We start from the raw sequence: 22,255 nt of genomic DNA, 5'->3' as shown, positions 1-22,255 counted from the left end.
ATCCGGGCCCGTTGGGCCGTTCCACCATGGAAGGAAGTCAACATGAGCACCGACGTACGCCAGTTCATCATCGACGCGATCGCGGACATGAACTACCCGATCGACGACGTCGACGCCGACACGCCGCTGGGTTCGGCGGGCGTGGACCTGGAGTCGCTGGCCGTCGCCGAGCTCGCGGTGCGGGTGGAGGACACCTACGGCGTGAAGTTCAGCGACGAGGAGGCCGAGCAGATGGCGGCCATGACCGTCGGCGAGTTCGCCGAGGCGATCCGCGAGCGCGGCAACCTGGCGAGCGCGTGATGGACGCCCCTGTCGCTGCCGCCGGGTCCCTCGGCGTGCCGCGCCAGCGCGCGGGCGAGCCGGCCGCACCGGACCGGGCGGCGGTCGTGGCGATGCTGGCCGGCTACGGCGAGCGCAGCCCGGAGCAGGTGCGCGAACGCATCGACTCGCTGGAGCTGGCCTGGCTGGTGCACCAGGTCGAGCAGCGCCACGGGCGGATGCTCGACCTCGACGACGACGTGCTCATGCGCATGACGACGGTGACGGGCGCGGTCGAGGTGCTGGCCGAGGTGCTGGCGGAGCCTGCCGGTGACTGAACCGCGCCCTACCGGTGACCGCGCGCAGGTCGTGGTCACCGGGTTGTCGGCGGTCAGCGCGTACGGCCGGGGCGTCGCGGCGCTGTCGGCCGGGCTGCGATCGGGGCGGCCGGCGTTCGCGCCGGTCACCCGCTTCGACGTGAGCGGCCGGCGGGTGGGCGTCGGCGCGCTGCTGCCCGGCGCGCCGGTGCTGCTGGACGAGCTGCTCGCGGTGGTGGACGAGGCGGCCGCGTCAGCCGGGCTGTCCGCGGCGCAGCGGGCCACGACTCCCCTGCTGCTGGCCGTGCACGGCGAGCCCGACGGGGCCCGCGGCCTGCCCGACCGGCCCGGCCGCACCGGCGCGTTCACGCTCACCGTCGCCGAGAAGGCGGGGCTGTCCGGGTCCGTGCGCACGTACACCAGTGCCTGCGTCGCGGCCAGCACCGCGGTCGCCGACGCCGCTGCCGCGGTGGCCGCGGGCGACGCCGACCGGCTGCTGGTGGCCGCCGGATACCTGGTCGATCCGGACCAGTTCGCGCTGTTCGACGCGGGCCGGGCGCTCGCCGCCGACGGCGCGGTGCGCCCGTTCAGCGCGGGACGCAAGGGGCTGCTGCTCGGCGACGGGGTGGCCGCGGTCGTGGTGGAGTCGGCCCGCGCCGCGTCGGCCCGGGGCGCGGCACCGCTGGCCCGGCTGCTCGGCTGGGGCCGCGCCGGGGACGGCTACCACGTGGTGCAGCCGCGCCCCGACGGCGCGGGCCTGGCCAGGGCGATCGCATCCGCCCTCGGCCGTGCCGGGCTGGCTCCGGAACAGATCGGCTACGTCAACGCGCACGGCTCGGGCTCCGCGCAGAGCGACGCCGCCGAGTCGGCCGCGCTGCTGCGCGCCCTCGGCCCGCACGCGCCGGAGGTCGCCATCAGCTCGACCAAGTCCCTGCACGGCCAGGCCCTCGAAGCATCGCCGCTGCTGGAGCTGGTCGCGACGGTGCGGTCCCTGCGCGAAGGCTGCCTGCCGGTCAACGCTGGCTATCTCGGCCCTGACCCGGACTGCCCCCTGCGCGTGCTCACCGAGACGACCGCGACCGCCCCGGCCTACGCCCTCAGCCTCAACGCCGCCTTCGGCGGCGCGAACACCGCCCTCGTGGTCGGTGCGCCGTGACCCGCCCCCTCCCGCCGCAACGCTTCAAGACTTGGGGCCACCAGCCGCCCTCGAAGCCGCACCTCTTCAAGAGTTGCGCGGTGGGGGCCTTCGGGGCGGGTGGGCACAAATGGGCGGAGGGCGCATGACCAATCTTGTGGAACTCGCGCGGGGGGCGTGGCCGGAGTCCGAGGTGGACATGGAGCCGCCGGTGCTGGCGGGGTTCGTGATGTCGACGTTCAGTCCGCTGGTGGCGGAGGTCGCGAAGCGCTGCCTGACCCGTGCCCACGGGCAGCCGCCGGTGGCGGCGGAGCGCGGCCTGCGTACCGCGGTGATCGTCTCTTCGGCGACCGGAGACGCCGCGACCGCGGCGGAGGTCGCCAGGGCCGTCGACGGCGGGCGGCGGCTGGGTCCGCTGCTGTTCTTCCAGGCCGTGCCCAACGCGGTGGCCGGGTACGTGGCCGCGCGGTGGGAGCTGGGCGGGCCGGTGGTCTCGCTGAGCCCCGGCGGCGGACCGGACCCGGTCGCGGAGTCCCTGGCCGAGGGGCTGGCGATGGCGTCGCTGCTGATCCGCGACGGCGACGCCGACGAGGCCCTGATCGTGGTGGCCGAGCAGGCCCTGGGCGACGGCGGGCGCGACCGCGCGCTGGCCGTGCTCGTACGTGACAGCGAAGTGAACCGACCGAAGGAGTGCAGCTGATGGGAACCAACCTGCGGGCGATCCTCGCCGCCGACGCCGACCTCGGCGCGGGCAACGTCATCACCCGGCTGCTGGCGCACGGCGCGGACCCGGCCGGCCCCGGGTTGACCTTCGACGTGGACGTCGACGGCCATCCCGCGTGGGAGCCGCTGACCCTGGGGCAGCTCGACGAGCGGGTCGCGGCCCGCGCCGCGTGGCTGCACGGACGCGGCATCGGCTGGCGCGATCCCGTCGCGGTGTACGCCAGCACGTCGGCCGACGTCATCCTGTCGTTCCTCGCGCTCAACCGCATCGGGGCGATCCCGGCGCTGCTCAACGGCAACCTCAGCGGCGAGATCGCGGCCGAGTACATCCGCCGGCTGCGGGCCGAGGCGGTGCTGACCGACGCCAGGCACGCCGCGCTGCTGGAGGGCCGCGACTTCGGCTCCCGCCTGCTCGGCGACATCACCGAGATGGGCTCCGCGGACCCGGCCGCCGCTCCCCCGCCGTATCGGCACCACCCGGACGACCCGATCTCGATCACGCACTCCTCGGGCACCACGGGCCTGCCGAAGGCGATCGTGCACTCGCACACCACGCTGTTCGCGGCCACCCGCCGCATCCGGCTGTCCGGCCCCCGGGCGCAGGGCACCGAGCGGGTCGTGTGCGCGCTGCCGTCGGCGCACACCGCGGGCATCCTGTCCATCAACCAGGCCCTGTGCAACCGCGCCGAGCTGGTGTTCCTGTCCTCGCAGCGGGGCGACTACGTGCTCGACGCGATCGAGCGGTTCAAGCCCACGGGCGTCTTCGGCTTCGCGGTGACCTGGGCCGACATGGCCCGCCACGACCTGGGCGAGCGCGACCTCGATTCGGTGGCGATCTGGTTCAACACCGGCGACTGCGCGCACGAGGCGCACATCCGGCCGCTGGTCGCGGTGGGCAGCCACAACACGGTCACCCGCGAGGGGGTGACCCGGGTGAAGGGCTCGATGTTCATCGACGGCATCGGCTCGACCGAGATGGGCCACTCCGCGTTCCACATCACCCACCGGGTCGACACCGAGCGCTACGACCGCTGCATCGGGCGGCCGCACGTGTTCGCCGACGTGGCGGTGCTCGACGAGCACGGCGAGCCGGTGGCCGCGGGCGTGGTCGGGCACCTGGGCCTGAAGTCGCCGACGGTGAAGCTGATGTACTGGAACGACTCGGTCACCGAGTTCCGCACCCGCCAGTCGGGCTACTACCTGACCGGTGACCTCGTGTACTACGACGAGGACGGCTACTACTACCACGTGGACCGGGCGGTGGACTCGGTCGTGCTGGACGGCGGGCAGTGGCTGCACACGTCGCTGACCGAGGAGAAGATCCTGGCGAGCTGCCCCGACGTGCTCGACTGCACCGTCGTGGCGGTGCGCGAGGGCGGCACGGTGGTCACCGACGTGCTGCTGGTGCTCAAGGCCGGCGCCGACGCCGCGGCCGACCGCCGGGACGCCGTCGTCGCGGCGCTGGGCGAGCACGCCGCGCCGACGCTGCGCGACGTCAACGCGGTGCACGACGACGACATCCCCACCGGCGCCACCGGCAAGGTGCGCAAGCTGGTGCTGCGCGAGCGCGCCCTGGCGGGTGCGTCCCGATGACCGGCTCCCGTCGGCCTGCCTGGACGGCAGACTCCCGAGGACTCCCCACCAGCGTCCGTCCTGACATCGTCGTCACGGGTATCGGCCTGGTCACCCCGGTCGGGCAGGATCTCGACGACATCTTCGACGCCCTGTGCACCGGCCGGTCCGGGATCGTCGCCACCCCCGAGGGGCACTCCGCGCAGGGCTCCCTGGAGGTCATGGGCAAAGGCCCGGACATCGAGGCGGCCAGCGTGCTGCCCGGGCCGGAGGCGCGCACGCTGGACCGGTACATCGTGCATGCCCTGGTCGCCGCGGCGCAGGCGATGGCCGACGCCGACCTGGTGGTGGGCCGCGACGTGGACCCGTATCGGGCCGCGACCGTGGTGTCCGGCACGGGTGGGCTGGCCACGCTGGAGGCGCAGGTGATCACGCGCACGCAGAAGGGGCGGCTCGGGGTGAGCCCGTACCTGCTGCCCGGGATGCTGCCGAACATGGCCACCGCGCGCATCGCCATCAAGTACGACCTGCGCGGCTACAGCTCCTCCATCGGCACCGCCTGCGCGGCGGGGGCGCAGTCGATCGCCGAGGGCATGCGCATCCTGCGCAACGACGAGGCGGACGTGGTGCTCGTCGGCTGCGGGGAGGCCCCCCTGTTCCCGACCCTGGCCGACACGTTCGGCAACACCCGGGCGCTGGCCAAGGGCTGGGCCGACGACCCGGCGGCGGCGAGCCGCCCGTTCGACTCGCGGCGCAACGGGCTGGTGCTGGCCGAGGGGGCGGGCGTGTTCGTGCTGGAGCGGGCCGCCGACGCCGACGCGCGGGGCCGCCCGGCGTACGCCACGCTGCACGGCTGGGGGGCGACCACCGATGCCCACCACCCGACCACCCCCCGGCCCGACGGCGCGGGACAGGCCGAATGCATGCGGCGGGCGCTGGCCGACGCGGGGCTGTCCCCGGCCGACATCGGCTACCTCAACGCGCACGCCACCAGCACCAAGCTGGGCGACGTGGCGGAGTCGCTGGCGGTGAACACGGTGTTCGCCTCGGCCATGCCGCCGGTCAGCTCGAACAAGGCGGTTACCGGGCACATGCTCGGCGCGTCGGGGGTGATCGAGGCCGCCGCGACGATCATGGCGCTGGGCCACGGGCTGCTGCCGCCGACGGTGAACCTCGACGACCCCGATCCCGCGTGCGATCTCGACCATATTCGCGGCAAGGCTCGGCAAAGTCCCATCGGTTTTGCACTGTCCAATTCATTCGGATTCGGCGGACATAATGTGAGCCTTGTCCTGGGTCGACCCACCACGTCACTCAGCCGTTTTACCGAGTGAGGTGTCACCGAATCGTTTGCGACTGACAACATACTGTCGCAATTAAATATTTGCGTAGTTAGGTATTGAGGGACATCAGCATAACCCGCTAGCGTGACAGTCAGACGGCCCTCGCCGGAGCGTTCGGCTCCGGCGGGAGGGTCGTGAACAACGGACGTCACAGGGGCACGACGGCCAATCGGAGCGTGGTGAGTTCGTTTGGCGTGCGCCGCGACAGCGGCAGCGCCGGGACGAGTCATGTTCCGTGGACCCGTTCCGCGCCCACCACCTGGCGAGGAGCGAGTCCTAGCAGTCAGTGCAAAACAGGACATCGTACGCCAAGGGGTAGGTAGCAAATGAACATTCTCGGCATCGACCACCTGGAGTTCTACGTCGGTGACGCCCGTCAGACGGCCTACTATCTGTGCACGGCATTCGGGTTCCGGATCTGCGGGCAGGGTGGGCCACAGACGGGCCTGGCCGGGCAGCGCTCGCTGCTGCTGCAGCACGGGGACATCCGCATCGTGCTCACCTCCGGCCTGGTCGCCGACCATCCGGCCACGCTCTACGTCGGCCGCCACGGCGACGGGGTGGCCGTCATCGCCTTCGAGACCGACGACGCCGCCGGCCTGTACGACTACGTCGTCGGGCGCGGAGCCGCCGCGCTGTCCGCGCCGACCGTGCACGAGAACGGTGCGGGCCGGGTCGTCGAGGCGAGCGTCTCCGGCTTCGGCGACGTCACCCACCGCCTCGTCGAGCGGCACGGCTCCCGCTGGGAGTTCCTGCCGGGCACGATCGAGATGACGGTGCCCGAGCAGTCGCACGCCGACGACCTGCTGCAGGTCATCGACCACTGCGCGATCTGCGTGCCGGCCGGGGAGATCGCCGCCACCTCGCGCTACTACCAGGACGTCTTCGGCTTCGCCGAGATCTTCGAGGAGTACATCGAGGTCGGCGGGCAGGGCATGGACTCCAAGGTGGTGCAGAGCCCGTCGCGGCAGGTGACGTTCACGCTGATCGAGCCGGACCTGTCGCGCCGCCCCGGTCAGATCGACGACTTCCTGTCCTGGCACGCCGGGGCCGGGGTGCAGCACGTGGCCTTCCGCACCAACGACATCGTCACCGCGGTGCGCACCTTCGCCGAGCGGGGCGTGGGCTTCCTCAGCACGCCGGGCACCTACTTCGACGCGCTGGAGCAGCGCCTGGGCAGCGTCGACCTGCCCATCGCGGAGCTGCGCCAGCTCGGGGTGCTGGTCGACACCGACCACTACGGCGAGCTGTACCAGATCTTCACGCAGTCCATGCACGTGCGCCGGACGCTGTTCCTGGAGCTGATCGAGCGGCACGGCGCGCTGACCTTCGGCAGCAGCAACATCAAGGCGCTGTACGAGGCCAAGGAGCGCGAGCTGGCGGCCCCCGCCGAGGCGGTGCCGGCGCCCGCACAGGACGCCCGCCCCGCGGGCCTGGCCGCCGCCTGAGACCGGGACACCCCCGTGCACCACCACACCCCCACCCCCACCCTGGCGAGGAGTCACCCCATGGCCGAACAGTTCCATCTGACCGACGAGGAGCGGGAGCTGCTGCCCTCCGACGAGGACGTCGCGTTCTACGCCGCGCACGGCTGGTACCTGACGAAGAAGCTGTTCACCGATGCCGAGGTCGACGAGCTGGTCGAGGCCAGCGAGCGCTTCTACGCCGGGGAGCGCAGCCGCTCCCTGCCGCTGCGGCCGCGCCGCCTGGCCTACTGGGAGCCGCAGCACGGCGACGTGCAGCGGCACAACGACTACGTGCACTACGAGCACGACGGCCTGGCCAAGCTGCTGCGCAAGCCGCTGATCGGCGCGGTCGCGGCGCGGCTGGCCCAGGCCGACGAGATCCGGATCTTCCAGTCGACCCTGATCTTCAAGCCGCCGCGCCCGGACGAGCCGACCAACGTGGTGCCGTGGCACTTCGACCGGCACTACTGGGCGTCGTCGACCTCGGAGCGCATGCTCACCGCGTTCATCCCCTTCCACGACTGCGGCGAGGAGATGGGCACCATCACCATGGTCGACGGCAGCCACGCCTGGCAGGAGACCGGCAACGACGACTCCACCGCCAAGCACTTCGCCGAGCGCGACAAGGAGGACCTGGAGGTCCTGCTGGCCCGCAACGCCGAGTTCAACGGCACCCAGGTCACCAAGGTGCCGATGATCATCCCCAAGGGCCACATGAGCTTCCACCACTGCCGCACCTACCACGGCAGCGCGGGCAACCGCAGCGACCGTCCGCGCCGCGCGGTCTCGCTGCACCTGCAGGACGGCGAGAACCAGTACCGCCCGTACACCCTCAGCGACGGCTCCGTCGTCGGCTACAACCACGACGAGCTGGTGCGCCGTACGCCCGACGGCCGCCCCGACTACGCCGACCCCGACTACTGCCCGGTGCTCTGGACCTCGGCTCAGCACTGAACGACCACCCGATCGACAAGGAGAGAGCAATGTCGCGTTACGACTGGGGTCAGACGCATCCGGGCATCACCCGGCTGGAGGAGGCGGTGAGCGAGGCCCGCGACGCGGTCGTCACCCACCCGCTGTACGCCGCGCTGGACAACCACGAGGCCATCGTCACGTTCATGGAGCACCACGTCTTCGCGGTCTGGGACTTCATGTCCCTGCTGAAGTCGCTGCAGCGCCACCTGACCAGCGTCAACGTGCCGTGGATCCCGAGCGGCCCGACCGGCAGCCGGCGCCTGATCAACGACATCGTGCTGGTCGAGGAGAGCGACGAGCTGCAGGGCGGCTTCATCAGCCACTTCGAGCTGTACGTCGGCGGCATGGACCAGGCCGGCGCGGACACCGGCGTCATCAACCACCTGATCAAGCTGCTGGGCGAGGGCAGCACGGTGGAGCAGGCACTGGTCGGCGCGGACGTCAACCCCGTCTCGGCGGACTTCGTGCGCACCACCTTCCGGTTCATCGACACGCTGCCGATCCACTGCCAGGCCGCGGCGTTCGCGTTCGGCCGCGAGGACCTGATCCCGGACATGTTCCAGCAGGTCATCAAGGTCAACCAGGAGGGCGGCAAGCTCGACACCTTCGTCGACTACCTGGCCCGGCACATCGAGGTCGACGGTGAGTTCCACACGCCGATGGCCATGCAGATGGTCACCGACCTGTGCGGCGACGACGACGAGAAGTGGGCGCAGGCGGCGCAGACGGTCAACGCGGCGCTGGCCGCCCGGCAGAAGCTGTGGACCGGCATCCTCTCCGCGATCAACGCGAGCTGACCGGCCTCTCTTTTTTCAGTCGCGGCTCACAACCGGCGTCGTCCGCTTGTGAGCCGCGACTTCGGCACACCCTCACCCCGGCTCGGAGAGCACCATGAACGAAGCACTGGCCCGACGCAAACTCCTCGGCATCCTCTCCGGCAGCTGGGTCGCCCAGGGCGTGTACGCGCTGGTCCGGCTCGGCGTTCCGGACCTGATGGCGGACGGGCCGGTGCACGTCGGCGACCTGGCCCACCGGTGTGGCGCGGATCCCCGCGCGCTGGGCCGCCTGCTGCGGGCGCTGGCCCTGACGGGCCTGTTCACCCGCCCCGCCCCGGACACGTACGGGCTCACCCCCACCACCGAGCTGCTGCGCGCCGACGTGCCCGGCTCGGTGCGCCTCAACGCGCTGATGCAGGGCGACGAGGTGTTCCGCTCGTTCGCCGAGATCATGCACACGCTGCGCACCGGCCGCCCGGCCTTCGAAGCGGTGTACGGCCGGCCGTTCTACGACTACCTCGGCGACAACCCCGAGGCCGCGGCGGTGTTCAACGAGTCCATGGGCGACCAGCGCCCGCCGGAGGCGCTGGCCGGCTGCGACCTGAGCGCGGCCCGCATCGTGGTCGACGTGGGCGGCGGCAACGGCAGCCTGCTGGTCGAGCTGCTGGAGCGCTACCCGGACCTGCAAGGCGTGCTGCTGGAGCTGCCCGACGCGGCCGCGGCGGCCCGCGCCAAACTCGCCGAGGCGGGCCTGGCCGGGCGCTCGGCGTGCGTGGAGGGCAGCTTCTTCGACGGGGTGCCCGACGGCGGCGACGTCTACACGCTGGCCCGGGTGCTGCACAACTGGAACGACGACAACGCGGTCGCGATCCTGCGCCGGGTGCATGCGGTGCTGCCACCGCACGGCCGGGTGATCGTGCTGGAGGAGTTCCTGCCCGAGGAGGCCGATCCGGCGGGCCGCTCCGCCGCCGGGCTCGTCGACCTGCTCATGCTGGTCACCCTGGAAGGCCGTGACCGCACCGAGCACGAGTACCGGGAGCTGCTGGGCAAGGCCGGGTTCGAGGTCGTCACAGCCCGCGCGGGAGTCCTGGAGGCCCGCGTCGCATGACCGGACCGCTCGAGATCGCCGGACTTGCCCGGCACACGTGCGTATCTTGAGCCCGCTTTCACCCACCTGCCTGGCAAGTCGAGCGATCTTGAGAAAGGAGAGGGCATGCGCGAGCGAGGCGACATGGACACCGGGCTCTACCGGACGATGCGGCTGATCCGCAGGTTCGAGGAGCGGGCGATCGAGCTGGTGCACGCCGGGGAGATCATCGGCGGGATCCACCCGTACATCGGGCAGGAGGCCATCGCCGCGGGTGTCTGCGCGGCCCTGCGTGCCGACGACGTCATCACCAGCACCCACCGCGGGCACGGGCACGTGCTGGCCAAGGGCGCCGACCCGGTGCGCATGCTCGCCGAGCTGACCGGCCGGGCCACCGGCCTCAACCAGGGCCGGGGCGGCTCGATGCACGCCGCCGACTTCAGCAAGGGCATCTACGGCGCGAACGGCATCGTCGGCGCGGGCGGGGCCATCGCCACCGGTGCCGCGTGGGCCGCGGTCAGGGAGGGCAGCGACCGGGTCGCGGTCAGCTTCTTCGGCGACGGCGCGGTCAGCCAGGGCGTGCTGCTGGAGACGTTCAACCTGGCCGCGCTGTGGCGGCTGCCGGTGCTGTTCGTCTGCGAGAACAACGGGTACGCCACCACGCTCACCGTGGCGCAGTCCGTCGCCGGGTCGATCACCGGCCGCGCCGAGGCGTTCGGCATCCCGGCGGTCAGCGTGGACGGGGTCGACGCGGCGGCGGTGCTGGACGCGGCCCGCGACGCCGTGGCCCGCGGCCGCGCCGGGGCCGGGCCGAGCTTCATCGAGGCCACCGCGTACCGCTTCGACGCCCACCACACCTGGGAGCACAAGGCCCGGGTGCGCTACCGCAGCGACGAGGAGGTGGCGGCCGGCCGGTCCCGCGACCCGCTGGACGTGCACGGCTCCCGCCTGGACGCCGACACCCGGGCCGGGATCGACGCCGACGTCGAGGCGCTGATGGCCGAGGCGGTCGCGTTCGCGCTGGACAGCCCGCGCCCCGACCCGGCCGGCGCGCTCGACCACCTGTACGCCACCGGCCTGCGCGGCCGCGACGGCATCGGACTCCTCGACACGGCGGTGCGCTGATGGCACGACTGTCCTACCTCAAGGCCCTGCAGCGGGCGCTGGCCGACGAGATGGCCCGTGACGCCACCGTGTGCGTGCTCGGCGAGGACATCGGCGTGGGCGTCAACAACGTCACCACCGGCCTGCTGGCCAAGCACGGTCCCCTGCGGGTCGTCGACACCCCGCTGTCCGAGCAGGCGTTCACCAGTTTCGCGACGGGCGCGGCGCTGGCCGGGCTGCGGCCGGTCATCGAGTTCCAGATCCCGTCGCTGCTGTTCCTGGTCTTCGAGCAGATCGCCAACCAGGCGCACAAGTTCTCGCTGATGACGGGCGGGCAGGCGAAGGTGCCGGTGACCTACTTCGTGCCGGGTTCGGGCTCCCGCAGCGGCTGGGCCGGCCAGCACTCCGACCACCCGTACGGGCTGTTCGCCCACGTCGGGGTGAAGACGGTGGTGCCGGCGACGCCGGAGGACGCGTACGGGCTGTTCCTGACCGCGATCCGGGACGACGACCCGGTGGTGCTGTTCGCCCCGGCCGGGGCGCTCGGGGTGCGGGCCGACGTGGACATGGACGCGCTCGGCCCGGTCCCGCTCGGGGTCGGCCGGGTGCACCGGGAGGGCACGGACGTCACCGTGGTCGCGGTCGGCCATCTCGTGCAGTCGGCGCTGGCGGTCGCGGAGCAGCTCGCCGACCAGATCTCGGTGGAGGTGTTCGACCCGCGCACGCTCCACCCGTTCGACTGGGACGGGCTCGCGGCCTCGGTGGCCAAGACCGGGCGGCTCGTGGTGATCGACGACTCCAACCGGATGTGCGGCATCGCCGGGGAGATCCTGGCCACCGCCGCCGAGCAGATGCGGCTGACGGTGCCACCCAAGCGGGTCACCCGCCCCGACGGCGCGGTGCTGCCGTTCGCCCGCGAGCTCGACCTCGCCGTCCAGCCGCAGCAGGATCAGCTGCTCACCGCCGTGCAGGAGGTCTACAAGTCCAGCCGCTGACGCCGACGGCAGCCGCCGGGTGGGATCCGGCGGCTGCCTCACCTGAGGAGGAGGCCTCAGTAGACGCTCACGCCGTAGACGCTGAGCGGCTCGGTGACGGGCTGGAAGTAGGTCGTGCCGCCGGAGCTGCAGTTGCCACTGCCGCCCGAGGTCAGGCCCAGCGCGACGGTGCCCGCGAACAGCGAGCCGCCGCTGTCGCCGCCCTCCGCGCACACGTTGGTGCGGATCAGGCCGGTGACGGTGCCCTGCGGGTAGTTGACGGTCGCGCCGGTGCCGAGCACGCGGCCGCTGCGCAGGCCGGTGGTGCTGCCGCTGCGGTACACGGTCTGGTTGACGGTGGCGTTGCCGGCGCTGGTGATGTCCTGGTAGCTGCCGTTGTAGAGGTAGACGTCGCCCGGGTGGGAGATCGAGCTGTCGTAGCGCACGATGCCGTAGTCGTTGCCGGGGAAGCTGGTGCCCACGCGGGTGCCGATCAGCTGGGTGCGGGCCGAGTTGGCGTACCAGCTCGTGGCCAGGTTGGTGCAGTGGCCGGCGGTGAGGAAGTAGTAGACGCCGCTGGCGCTGCGCACGTTGAAGCCGAGGGAGCAGCGCGAGCCGCCGCCGTAGATGGCGTTCCCGCCGGAGATGGTCGGGCTGAGCGTGCCGGCCGTGGTCTCCACCCGCACGGCATCGCCGAGACGGTCGGTGACGGCCTTCAGCTTGGCCAGCTTCGACCCGGTGACGGTGCTGTCGGCGGTGACCACGACCTGGTTGCTGATCGGGTCGGTGTACCAGGAGGTGCCGGAGATGCGGGCGAGCCGGTCGAGTTCGGCCTTGGCGCCGTTCAGCTGCGCGGCGCTGCGGGCGACGAGGCGGGCGACACCGCCCGCGGCGCGGACCCGGTCGGCGGAGGCGCTGTCGGTGACGGTGACGACGATCTTGCCGGCGTTGTCCTGGTAGACGCCGGCCGAGTCGACCTCGGCCGCGAGAGCGGTTGCCGTGTCGGCGGTCAGCGCGGGCCCGGTGCCGCCGGCGGGGGCGGCCTGGGCGGTCGCCGGGACCAGCAGACCCGCGGCGAGCAGGGCGGCCGCGGCCGCGCGCACGGCGATACGCCGGAACGGGGATCCGGTGTGGAGCATGGTTCCTCCTCGGGGTTATGGCATGTGGTGACATGCCGGAGGTGACCGGGTTGCCCGGTTGGGGCGCTCGGTCCTGGAACACGATGCCAAACGTTGCAAGAATCTTCAATATTTAGCTTGCTAAATGGATGTGCCAACTCTGCTCAGCGTGCAACCCTGACGGCTCCGGGAGCGTCCCGCCACGGCCACGAATGATCGCGGCACGTCACGGCGGAGTAAGATCGACTCGTGACCACCGCTCTCGTTCTGATCGACCTGATGCCCCGCATCGTGGCGCTGCCCGTCGAGCCCCACTCCGGCGACGACGTGCTGCGCCGGTGCACGCGGCTCGCGGACGCGTTCCGGGCGGTGGACCGGCCGGTGGTGCTGGTGCGCGTCGAGCGGCCCGACGTCACCGTCCAGCCGCCCGGCAGCGACCTGGTCGAGGGCCTGGCCCAGCCCGGTGACGTCGTCGTGGTCAAGCGCACCATCGGCGCGTTCCAGGGCACCGACCTGCAGGAGCAGTTGCAGCGGCGCGGCGTGACCACGCTGGTGCTGGCCGGGCTGGTCACCACCATGGGCGTGGAGTCCACCGCGCGGGCCGCCGGCGACCTCGGCTACGACCTGGAGTTCGTCGAGGACGCCATGTCCGGCCTGGCCACCGACGAGCACGAGATGGCGGTGCACCGCACCTTCCCCCGCCTGGGCCGGGTCCGCACCACCGCCGACTACCTCTGACCGTCCCCCGGTCAGGCCGTGCCGTCACGGCCCAGGTGGAGGCCGAGGCGGCGCACCGTGAGCGCGGCGCAGATGCTGTGGCTGCGCAGGTTGCCGTGTACGCCGTCGGCGCTGTAGCTGGCCGGGTCCCGCTCGGCCGGATGACCGGTGCAGTTGACGTGGATCGCGCCGAGCCGCCGGGCCAGCGCCGCGGTGCGCGTCGACAGCATCCGCATCCGCTCCCCCACCTGCTGCTTCACCGGCTCCGGGAAGGACGGCGCGAAGGACACGTCGAACATGCCGACCGTGATGACATCCGCACCGGCCGCGCGCAGCGCGATGATCATCGCGGCCAGTTCCTCGTCCACCGCGTCCGGCTGGTACGAGCGACGCATCGCGTCATTGCCGCCCGCCGAGATCAGCGCCAGATCCGGCGCGAAACGCAGCGCGCGGTCCAGCTGCTGCGCACGGATCTCCGCCGCGCGCAGCTCGCGCACCCCGAGGTTGAGATAACACAGGTCGGGCTGCTGCTCGGCCAGCTCACTGCGGATCCGGTCGCACCAGGCCTGCGCCACGTAACCGGGCACCGGATCGCCGACGCCGGAGGCGACGCTGTCGCCCAGCACCACGAAACGTTTCCAGGGATGCCCGGCCAGCAGCGCCGCCGCCTCGCCGGGGCGCAGGCAGTACGGGTCGGCCGCCTCCAGGGTGGCGGCGTACCCGTCAGCCATGGCTGGTCGCCTTGCTGTTGGGGTTCTGCTGCACCGGCAGGCGCACCTCGCTCAGCTCGGCCATCTCCGACAGCCCGGCCAGCTTCGCCTCCAGCTCGGCCAGCTCGCTGCGCATCCGCTCGGCCTGCCGGGACGCCTCGGTCTGATCGACGGTGAGCGCCTCCTCGACGCTGCGGCGCACCCCCGGCACGTCCAGCAGGGCCAGCATGTTCAGCGCCTCGGAGCTCTTCACCAGGTGTCGCGAGCCGAGCAGGGCACGGCCCTTGCGCACCTCGACCAGCCACTGGCCGTTGGCGTAGGCCAGTGTCACGGACAGGCGGGCGGGCAGCCGGGCCGCGCCGGTCAGCACGGCCGGCGCGCCCGCGCTCAGCTGCCGCCAGGTGCGGTACGCGAAGACCGGGGCCAGCAGCGCCACCAGGTACGCCCCGGCCGCGGCGGCCAGCGCCCAGCGCAGCTCCAGCCGGGGCAGCGCCCAGGCCGCGGCGGCCGTGCCGAGCGGCACACCCAGGTAGGCGAAGCCGGCGGCGAACCCGCCGACGCGGCTGCGCACCGGCACCGGCACCCGCTGCGACAGCAGCATGCCCAGCGGCGGCGTCACGGACGACAGGGTCGCCCCGCACACGGCCGCGACCACGGCGATGATCAGCTGCACGGGCGGCAGCCCGGCGACGACGGCGGCGGCCCCGCCACCGGCGAGGAAGGCCAGCGCCGGCAGCAGGTGGCGCGACGGTGTCCGGGTCAGCCCGGTCAGCACCACCGACCCGGCGACCGCGCCCAGCGCGAACGCCCCGCCGACCAGGCCGAGCAGGTCCGGCTCGCCCAGCACGTGCGCCATCCACGCCGCCACCAGCAGCACCGCCCCGCCCTGCACCATCAGGTTGGTCACGAACAGCACTGCCGCCAGGCGGCGCACCAGCCCGTCGGCCCGCAGCTCGGCCATGGCACTGCGCCGCAGGTCACGCGCCTGGGTGCGGGCGATCGGCAGGGCCTGCCGACCGTCCCCGGCCGGGCGCGGCTCCTCCGCTGCATGCCGCCCACGCGTGCCCGAGGCGTCGCCGCCCCGATCGGTGGCGGTAGCTGCCGAGGCGTCGCCCGCCCGATCGGTGGCGGTAGCTGCCGAGGCGTCGCCCGCCCGATCCGCGCCGGTGGCCGTCGACGCGTCGTCGGCCCCGCCGGTGGCCGCCGAGGCGTCGTCCGTCCGCGGCGCGGCCGTCACCCGGCCGTTGAGCGGCGCGTCGCCCGCGGCCCGGGACGCGACGGCGACACGGCCCCCGCCCGCCGCATCGTCCGCATCGGACGCCGTGGTGTCGCGGTCAGCCGTGCGCGCCCCCTCATCGGAGCGGGTCGCGGCGGGACCCTGCGTGGCGCCCGCCGCGCTCCCCGAGCCGGATTCGGCGGGCAGCACCTCGCCGCTGAGCACTTCGGACGGCGGCGACGCGGCATCGGGCCGCGGCCGCACCGTGACCGCCTGCACCAGCATCGCCGCGCCGAGCGCGCACAGCACCGCGTCGAGCCACAACACCCCGGCCGGGCCCAGGCGCACCGCCAGCACACCCGCCGCCGCGCCGCCCGCGAGCACCACGATCACCTGCAGCGCACGGACCACACCGGACCGCGGTGGCCGTACGCCGTCGTCACCGGCGTCGCGGCGCACCGCGTTCCGGGCCCGGTCACCGATCGCGCGCAGCGCGCCGGCCAGCGCCGCCAGCGCGCCCAGCCCGGCGGCGCCGAGCAGTCCCGGCGCTGCCGCCAGGGCCGAGTCCGGCAGCGCGAAGTACGCGATCCCCGCCAGCGCCGGCGCGCTGAGCAGGTCGGCCGACACCGCCAGCCGCACCGGGCGCAGCCGGTCGGCCAGGGCCACGCCCACCGGCCCGGCCAGCAGGTATGCCAGCACCTGCGCCGCCGAGACCAGTCCGACGGCACGCCAGTCGGCGTCCGCGGCGAGCATCAGCCACGGCACGACCAGCAGCGACATCCGGGTGGCCAGGGTCGACACCGCCTCGGCGGCCAGCACCGGCAGCGCGGCGGCCTGCTCGGCCTGCTCCGGTGCCGGGTCGCCGACCGCGGGTGCGGCGTTGATCGTCATCAGTGCCCTCCAGGACCGGTGCGGGCGGCGTACCGCTCCCGCAGAACCTTCTTGTCGACCTTGCCGGACTCGGTCAGCGGGAACTCGTCGATGAACTCGACCTGCTGCGGCGCCCACATGGCGTTGAGCTCGGCGGTGGCCAGCGCGATCAGCTCCGCGGCGGTGACCGTGCCGTCGGGCGTGCGCACCACGTACGCGTGCACCGCCTCGCCCTCCAGCTCGTGCGGCACGCCGATGACCGTCGCGGCGACCACCTCGGGATGGGCGGCCAGCGCGTCCTCGACCGGGCGGCAGAAGACGTTGGTGCTGCTCAACCCGGTCACGATCATGTCCTTGACCCGGTCCAGCAGGTACAGGTAGCCGTCGGCGTCCAGCCGGCCCACGTCCCCGGTGCGCAGCCACCCGTCGACGAGCGTCTGCGCGGTCAGTTCGGGCATGCCCCAGTAGCCGCGCATGAGCAGCGAGCCGGTGATCCAGACCTCGCCGACCTCGCCGGGCGCCAGCACGGCCCCGTCCTCGCCCCGGACCTGCACGCGCACGTCGCCGTACGGGATGCCGCACGAGGACAGCCGCTCGGGGTGCGCCGGGTCGTGGTCGAGCCCGGGCAGCGCCGAGATGAACGGGGACTCGCTCATGCCGTACACGATGCGCAGCACCGGGCCGAAGCGCTCGATGGCCTGGGTGAGCCGGGCCGGGGAGGCCGCCGCGCCGGACACGGTCAGCGTGTGCAGGCTGCTGAAGTCGACCCCGGCCGACTTCGGGTCGTCGAGCAGCACGTACAGCAGGGGCGGGGCGAGCAGGGTGCTGTTGATGCGCTCTCGCTCGACGGTGTCGTAGAACAGCGGGTAGTCCAGGCCGTCGTGCAGGAACGCGGTGCCCCCGGTGAACAGCGTCATGAACACCGCCGTCTGCGCGCTGACGTGCCAGGTGCCGGCGACGAGCAGGTGCCGCAGGGTGGGCTGGCCGCCGCTGAGGTAGTACTCCGACAGGGCGTGCAGCGCGGCGAAGAAGCGGTGCCCGTGGTGCACCAGCTTCGGCGAGCCGGTGGTGCCGCCGGTCTGGAACAGCGACGACGGCTCGTCGGTGACGGCGGCCGGGTCGAACGGCAGCTCGGTCGCGGGCGGCCCGGCGGTGAGATCCGGCCCCGCGCCGCCCGGCCCGAAGCAGAACACCGGGCGGGGCGCGGCGAGCGCCGCCAGCTCCGCGCCCATCTCGGGCAGCTTGCCGGCGTCGTAGACGAAGGCGTCGACCTCGGCCAGGTCGAGGAAGCCGCGCCGGAAGCGCGGCGGGGCGTTGTTGGCGATCCACGCGGTACGGCAGCCCATCAGCCCGGCCGCGAGCTGCAGGAAGACCGACTCGGCGGGGTTGCGGGCGAGCACGCCCAGCGCCTGCCCGGGACGGATGCCGTGCGCCCACAGCGCCCCCGCCATCGCGATCACCTCGGCGCGCACCTCGGCGTAGGAGTAGCGCCGGCCGTCGACCGCGACGAGCGCTTCGGCGTCACCGTATCCGGTGAATAGCGTCAATGCCTTCGCGGCGTAGTTGTCTGCCGGATCGTATGTCCGATCGCCCACGGTCGAGTCACCCCAGTTCGGTCAGGAGACAGCGGATTCGCTGGTGGCAGGCCGGTTCCGGGAGTGTGGCAGCGGCCTACGCGGGGACGATACCGCCGCCGGGATGAATCAGCCACCACCTAGGGTCGTCGATTCGTACAGCCGTCATTTTCCAATCGGGACATTTGCGTATGCAGACGTCTTGAGCGGACGGTCCATCGATTCCGATGGTGCCAACGGCGCTTCGATCGGCTTAGACTGCCGACCTGAACACCACCGAGCCCGGTGCGCCGCCGGCGCCTGCGGCCGCATGGCGACGCCCGGATCCCGGTGACCGATGGTCGACACACCCCTCAGCGACCGAGGAGCTTCGCGCCGATGAACAGCCCCCGGCAACGGCAATTCCTGATGGCACTGGTCACCCTGGTGACCGTCGGCTCGACCCTGCTGGTCGCCACCGCGAACAGCCAGGCCGTCGCCCCCGAGCCGGAGGCCTGGACGGGCTCCTGGTCCGCGGCGCTGACCCCGGCCGGCGCCGGCAAGTCCAAGGACGGCTTCTCCGACCAGACCATCCGGATGTTCGTGCACACCTCGGTCGGCGGCACCCAGGCCCGCATCCGGCTGTCCAACCGCTACGGCACCGCGCCGCTCACCATCGGCCGCGCCACGCTCGCGCTGCCGTGGCCCGAGGCCGGTCCCGGCGACCTGAAACCCGGCTCGGTGGTCGACGCCACGTTCAACGGGCAGAAGCAGGTGACCATCCCCTCCGGCGGCAGCGCGGTCAGCGACCCGGTGCCGATGGAGGTCCCGGCCTCGCAGGACGTCGCGGTGACCCTCTACGTGCCGGCCCAGCCGAAGCCGAACCCGGCCACCTGGCACATCTACTCCCGGGAGACCACCTACATCGGCACCGGCGACCACGCGAGCGAGGCCAGCGGCGCGAAGCTCGCCGAGACCCGCAACAACTGGTACTACCTCGCCGGCCTGGACGTGCTCAACCGCAGCGGGCAGGGCTCGATCGTGGTGCTCGGCGACTCGATCACCGACGGGCTGAAGACGACCGTCAACGCCGACCGCCGCTGGACCGACTACCTGGGCGCGCGGCTGGTCAAGGAGGCGCCCGAGGGCCGGGCCCCCGGCATCCTCAACGCGGGCCTGTCCGGCAACCGGCTCACCCTCAACGGCGCCGACCTCGGGGTCAACGAGCTCGGCATGAACGGCGCGTCCCGGTTCCACTTCGACGTGCTCGGGCAGACCGGGGTGCGCACCGTCATCCTCGCCCTGGGCATCAACGACGTCTGGCTCAGCCAGGACACCGCGGACAACATCATCGCGCGCATCCAGCAGATGGCGTCGGTGGCCCGGCAGTCCGGGCTGAAGGTCATCGTGTGCACGCTGAGCCCGTGGAACGCCTTCGAGTCCGCGCCGGGCGTGGTCGCGTACACCCCGACGCTGGACTCGGTGCGGCTGCAGGTGAACTCGTACATCCGCACCAGCACCGAGTTCGACGGGATCATCGACTTCGACGCCGCGCTGCGCGACCCGGCCAACCCGACCAAGCTGCGCCCCGAGTGGGACAGCGGCGACCACATCCACCCCAACGACGCCGGCAACGAGGCGATGGCCAAGGCCGTGCCGCTCGACCTGCTCCTCGCCGACGACGCCGACGAGGACTGACGTGGCCGCCGAGGTCTCGCTGGCGGCGCTGCACACCGACGAGGTGCGCCGCGACCCCTACCCGTTCTACGCCGAACTCCACCGCCACGGCCCGGTCTGCCGGGTCGCGCCGGGCGACCGGTACGGCTACGTGGTGCACGGCTACGAGGCCTCGGCGGCCGTGCTGCGGGACTCGGCGACGTTCAAGGTGATGGACTCCACGCTGCTCGGCGCGAAGCCCACCTGGGAGGGCAACCGGGCGCACGCCGTGTTCATGAACTCGGTCTTCTTCACCAACGCGCCCCGGCACACCCGCATGCGCAAGATGTTCAACCAGGCCTTCACCCCGCGCCGCATCAACGCGCTCGAACCGGCGCTCGACCGGATGACCGCGGACCTGCTCGACCGGCTCGCCGCACAGGCAGCCGGCGGCGCGAAGGTCGACTTCATGAGCGAGTTCGCGTTCCCGCTGCCCGCCAACGTCCTCGGCGAGCTGCTCGGCGTGCCCGAGGCCGACCGCGCCTGGTATCGCCCCCGCGCGCTGGCGCTCGGCGCGATCCTGGAACTCGGCGGCGCGACCGCCGACAACGTGGCCGCCGCCGACACCGCGGCCGAGGAGATCACGGCGTTCTTCGCCGACCTGGCCGCGCAGCGGCGCAGGGACCCGCGCGACGACATGATCACCACGCTGGTGCAGGCGCTGGAGTCCGACGGGACGCCGCTGAGCGAGGAGGAACTGCTCGCCAACCTGATCGTGGTGTTCAATGCCGGGTTCGTCACCACGACACACCTGCTCGGCAACGGGCTCACGCTGCTGCTGGAGCGGCCCGACGAGCTGGCGCGGCTGCGCGCGGACCTGTCGCTGGCGCCGCGGTACGTCGAGGAGATCCTGCGGTACGAGGTGCCGACGCACTTCTCCGTACGGTGGGTCGCGCAGGACACCGAGGTCGCGGGGGTGCCGATCCCGGGCGGTTGCTGGGTGCTGGTGCTGCTGGCGGCCGCGAACCGGGATCCGGCGCAGTTCGACCGGCCGGACGTGTTCGACCCGGATCGGACCGAGCCGGCGACGCTCAGCTTCGGGGCGGGAGCGCACTACTGCCTGGGCGCCGCGCTGGCCCGGCTGGAGGGCCAGCGCGGGCTGGCGATGCTGCTGGACCGGTTCGGCGACATCCGGCTCGCCGCGCCACCGGGTACGCCTCGGCAGCTCATGCTGCGGGGCCACGAGCAGCTGTGGCTGACCCTGGCCTGACCAGGCCCGCCGTGGTGGACGGCCGCCACCGGCCGCGACGCCGGATCAGGCCGGCGGCTCGCCGCTCGTCACCGGGGGGCGCGGCGGGAGTTCGGTCTGGATGCGGCGCCAGTGGTAGATGTAGACCGGCACCGCGATGGCCAGCGTGGTCGCCGAGCCGACGATGCTCAGCACCGCCTGGCGGCGCTGCGAGTCGCGGGTCAGCTTCTCGATGCGTTTCTGCTCCACGGCGAACGCCGCCTCCTCGGCGGGCGTGCATGCCTGACCCGGCTTGCTCTCGGCACAGCGGGGCACGTAGCCGTAGTAGCCGGGGTCGGGGTAGAGCAGCTCGACCGTGCTGCGGACCAGGTTCACCGCGGCGAAGATGGAGATCACGAGGGTGATCAGGCAGACGAGGTACAGGTACATGTTGCGCAGGGTCATGCGGTCCTGAAAGGCCATCGCGACTCCTTGCCTCGCCCGGCGGCAGGGCACCGGTACTGCGCACATTGTCCAACAGCGATGGCCCCGCGCGCGGCAGGTATGCGTCTTCCGGTCACCGGCCGATCAGGTTGAGCCCGATCGTGCAGACCACCGAGAACAGGATCGAGACCGCGATCATGGCGAGGCAGCCCCACGCCCCGCCGACCGGTCTGATCTCCGTGTTGCCGATACGCATCATGCCCCGCCGGCGAACTCGGCTCCGGCCGCGGCGAGCGCCGCGCCGACGATGCCGGCCTCGTTGAGCAGGACCGCGGGCACCGCCGGGGTGCGGATGTCGATCAGCGGAAGGAACTTCTCGGACTTCTTGCTGATGCCCCCGCCGATGATGAACAGGTCGGGGTTGAACAGGTTCTCCATCTCGCGCAGGTATTCCTCGACGTGCTTGGCCCACTTGCTCCAGCCGAGCTTGTCCACCTCGCGCGCGTGCGCCGACGCCCGTTCCTCGGCGTCCTCACCCTTGATCTTCAGGTGCCCGAACTCGGTGTTCGGCACCAGCCGGTCGTCGATGAAGATCGCGCTGCCGATGCCGGTGCCCAGCGTGAGCATGATCGTGACACCCTTGCGGCCGCGGCCCGCGCCGAAGGTCATCTCGGCGACGCCGGCCGCGTCGGCGTCGTTGAGCACGGTCACCGGCGCGCCGACGGCCTGGCTGAACAGGTCGCGGGCGGGGGCGCCCAGCCAGGACTTGTCCACGTTGGCGGCGGTGCGGGTCACCCCGCCGAGCACCACGCCGGGGAAGGTGACCCCGATCCGCTCGGTCGCGTCGAAGTGGGCGACCACCTCGGCGACCGCGGCCACCACGCTCGTCACGTCGGACGGCTGCGGTGTCTCCACCCGGAACCGCTCCTCGACCAGGCTGCCGGTGGTGATGTCCACCGGGGCCCCCTTGATGCCGGAGCCGCCGATGTCGATACCCAGAATCGCCATTGCCC

At 72.5% G+C, this 22,255-nt stretch carries 22 protein-coding genes; 15 read left to right on the top strand and 7 right to left on the bottom strand.

Annotated elements, in window-relative coordinates; all coding sequences use genetic code 11:
• Window positions 1-42 precede the first annotated feature (42 nt).
• The 12 genes from HAV39_RS23175 to HAV39_RS23120 all read left to right on the top strand — a co-directional run bounded on the left by HAV39_RS23175 (window position 43) and on the right by HAV39_RS23120 (window position 11,751).
• Window positions 43-300, top strand: coding sequence for an acyl carrier protein (locus HAV39_RS23175; protein WP_120316423.1), 258 nt, complete (start codon window positions 43-45; stop codon window positions 298-300).
• 92 nt (window positions 301-392) lie between these two features.
• Window positions 393-596, top strand: a complete 204-nt coding sequence (locus HAV39_RS23170) for a hypothetical protein (RefSeq protein WP_120321414.1) — start codon at window positions 393-395, stop codon at window positions 594-596.
• Window positions 589-1,731, top strand: a complete 1,143-nt coding sequence (locus HAV39_RS23165) for a beta-ketoacyl synthase N-terminal-like domain-containing protein (RefSeq protein WP_191841248.1) — start codon at window positions 589-591, stop codon at window positions 1,729-1,731. The genes HAV39_RS23170 and HAV39_RS23165 overlap by 8 nt, the downstream gene beginning before the upstream one ends.
• Window positions 1,732-1,855: 124 nt before the next feature.
• Window positions 1,856-2,410, top strand: a complete 555-nt coding sequence (locus tag HAV39_RS23160; RefSeq protein ID WP_191841247.1) for a beta-ketoacyl synthase chain length factor — start codon at window positions 1,856-1,858, stop codon at window positions 2,408-2,410.
• A complete protein-coding gene (locus HAV39_RS23155; RefSeq protein WP_191841246.1) occupies window positions 2,410-4,026 on the top strand; it encodes a class I adenylate-forming enzyme family protein in 1,617 nt (538 codons plus the stop codon). Before HAV39_RS23160 ends, HAV39_RS23155 begins: the two co-directional genes overlap by 1 nt.
• The gene (locus HAV39_RS23150; protein WP_191841245.1) at window positions 4,023-5,339 is read left to right on the top strand and encodes a beta-ketoacyl-[acyl-carrier-protein] synthase family protein; all 1,317 of its coding nucleotides are present in this window, start codon (window positions 4,023-4,025) and stop codon (window positions 5,337-5,339) included. The genes HAV39_RS23155 and HAV39_RS23150 overlap by 4 nt, the downstream gene beginning before the upstream one ends.
• 335 nt (window positions 5,340-5,674) lie before the next feature.
• Window positions 5,675-6,796 (top strand): 4-hydroxyphenylpyruvate dioxygenase, encoded by a 1,122-nt coding sequence (hppD, locus tag HAV39_RS23145; RefSeq protein WP_191841244.1) that lies wholly within the window; start codon window positions 5,675-5,677, stop codon window positions 6,794-6,796.
• Between the two features lie 60 nt (window positions 6,797-6,856).
• Window positions 6,857-7,768 (top strand): phytanoyl-CoA dioxygenase family protein, encoded by a 912-nt coding sequence (locus HAV39_RS23140; protein ID WP_191841243.1) that lies wholly within the window; start codon window positions 6,857-6,859, stop codon window positions 7,766-7,768.
• Between the two features lie 29 nt (window positions 7,769-7,797).
• Window positions 7,798-8,586, top strand: a complete 789-nt coding sequence (locus HAV39_RS23135) for a DUF3050 domain-containing protein (RefSeq protein WP_191841242.1) — start codon at window positions 7,798-7,800, stop codon at window positions 8,584-8,586.
• A 94-nt stretch (window positions 8,587-8,680) separates the two neighbouring features.
• On the top strand, window positions 8,681-9,673 hold the full coding sequence (locus HAV39_RS23130; RefSeq protein WP_191841241.1) for a methyltransferase: 993 nt from the start codon (window positions 8,681-8,683) through the stop codon (window positions 9,671-9,673).
• A gap of 105 nt (window positions 9,674-9,778) precedes the next feature.
• A complete protein-coding gene (locus HAV39_RS23125; protein ID WP_239120282.1) occupies window positions 9,779-10,777 on the top strand; it encodes a thiamine pyrophosphate-dependent dehydrogenase E1 component subunit alpha in 999 nt (332 codons plus the stop codon).
• Window positions 10,777-11,751, top strand: coding sequence for an alpha-ketoacid dehydrogenase subunit beta (locus HAV39_RS23120; RefSeq protein ID WP_191841240.1), 975 nt, complete (start codon window positions 10,777-10,779; stop codon window positions 11,749-11,751). Before HAV39_RS23125 ends, HAV39_RS23120 begins: the two co-directional genes overlap by 1 nt.
• Window positions 11,752-11,807: 56 nt before the next feature.
• On the opposite strand, the gene HAV39_RS23115 is transcribed toward HAV39_RS23120, so the two are convergent.
• Window positions 11,808-12,869, bottom strand: coding sequence for a S1 family peptidase (locus tag HAV39_RS23115; RefSeq protein WP_191841239.1), 1,062 nt, complete (start codon window positions 12,867-12,869; stop codon window positions 11,808-11,810).
• A 228-nt stretch (window positions 12,870-13,097) separates the two neighbouring features.
• Here HAV39_RS23115 and HAV39_RS23110 point away from each other — a divergent pair, with 228 nt between their 5' ends.
• Window positions 13,098-13,586, top strand: coding sequence for an isochorismatase family protein (locus tag HAV39_RS23110; protein WP_191841238.1), 489 nt, complete (start codon window positions 13,098-13,100; stop codon window positions 13,584-13,586).
• 11 nt (window positions 13,587-13,597) lie between these two features.
• Here the strand turns inward: HAV39_RS23110 and HAV39_RS23105 are convergent, their stop codons facing one another.
• Genes HAV39_RS23105 through HAV39_RS23095 form a run of 3 tightly spaced genes read right to left on the bottom strand, consistent with a single transcriptional unit; the run spans window position 13,598 to window position 17,956 of the window.
• A complete protein-coding gene (locus tag HAV39_RS23105) occupies window positions 13,598-14,296 on the bottom strand; it encodes an SGNH/GDSL hydrolase family protein (protein WP_191841237.1) in 699 nt (232 codons plus the stop codon).
• On the bottom strand, window positions 14,289-16,382 hold the full coding sequence (locus tag HAV39_RS23100) for an MFS transporter (protein WP_191841236.1): 2,094 nt from the start codon (window positions 16,380-16,382) through the stop codon (window positions 14,289-14,291). Before HAV39_RS23100 ends, HAV39_RS23105 begins: the two co-directional genes overlap by 8 nt.
• Window positions 16,382-17,956: an AMP-binding protein gene (locus tag HAV39_RS23095; protein WP_191841235.1), complete on the bottom strand. Its 1,575-nt coding sequence runs from the start codon at window positions 17,954-17,956 to the stop codon at window positions 16,382-16,384. Before HAV39_RS23095 ends, HAV39_RS23100 begins: the two co-directional genes overlap by 1 nt.
• 357 nt (window positions 17,957-18,313) lie before the next feature.
• Between HAV39_RS23095 and HAV39_RS23090 the strand changes: the two genes are divergently transcribed.
• Together HAV39_RS23090 and HAV39_RS23085 are read left to right on the top strand one after the other, a co-directional pair.
• A complete protein-coding gene (locus tag HAV39_RS23090; protein ID WP_191841234.1) occupies window positions 18,314-19,612 on the top strand; it encodes an SGNH/GDSL hydrolase family protein in 1,299 nt (432 codons plus the stop codon).
• Between the two features lies 1 nt (window position 19,613).
• A complete protein-coding gene (locus HAV39_RS23085; protein ID WP_191841233.1) occupies window positions 19,614-20,840 on the top strand; it encodes a cytochrome P450 in 1,227 nt (408 codons plus the stop codon).
• Between the two features lie 45 nt (window positions 20,841-20,885).
• Here HAV39_RS23085 and HAV39_RS23080 read toward each other — a convergent pair whose 3' ends face one another.
• From HAV39_RS23080 to ppgK, 3 genes are all read right to left on the bottom strand, one after another.
• Window positions 20,886-21,281, bottom strand: coding sequence for a hypothetical protein (locus tag HAV39_RS23080; RefSeq protein ID WP_191841232.1), 396 nt, complete (start codon window positions 21,279-21,281; stop codon window positions 20,886-20,888).
• A gap of 94 nt (window positions 21,282-21,375) precedes the next feature.
• Complete coding sequence (locus HAV39_RS43310) at window positions 21,376-21,501, bottom strand: hypothetical protein (RefSeq protein WP_275413905.1); 126 nt, start codon at window positions 21,499-21,501, stop codon at window positions 21,376-21,378.
• The gene (gene ppgK, locus HAV39_RS23075; RefSeq protein ID WP_191841231.1) at window positions 21,498-22,250 is read right to left on the bottom strand and encodes a polyphosphate--glucose phosphotransferase; all 753 of its coding nucleotides are present in this window, start codon (window positions 22,248-22,250) and stop codon (window positions 21,498-21,500) included. The genes HAV39_RS43310 and ppgK overlap by 4 nt, the downstream gene beginning before the upstream one ends.
• Window positions 22,251-22,255 lie beyond the last annotated feature (5 nt).

It is taken from the genome of Catellatospora chokoriensis (genome assembly GCF_011297315.1).
Taxonomy (GTDB): Bacteria; Actinomycetota; Actinomycetes; order Mycobacteriales; family Micromonosporaceae; genus Catellatospora; species Catellatospora citrea.
Note: the sequence above shows the minus strand (reverse complement) of the source record. Positions and strands in the feature narration are given on the sequence as shown.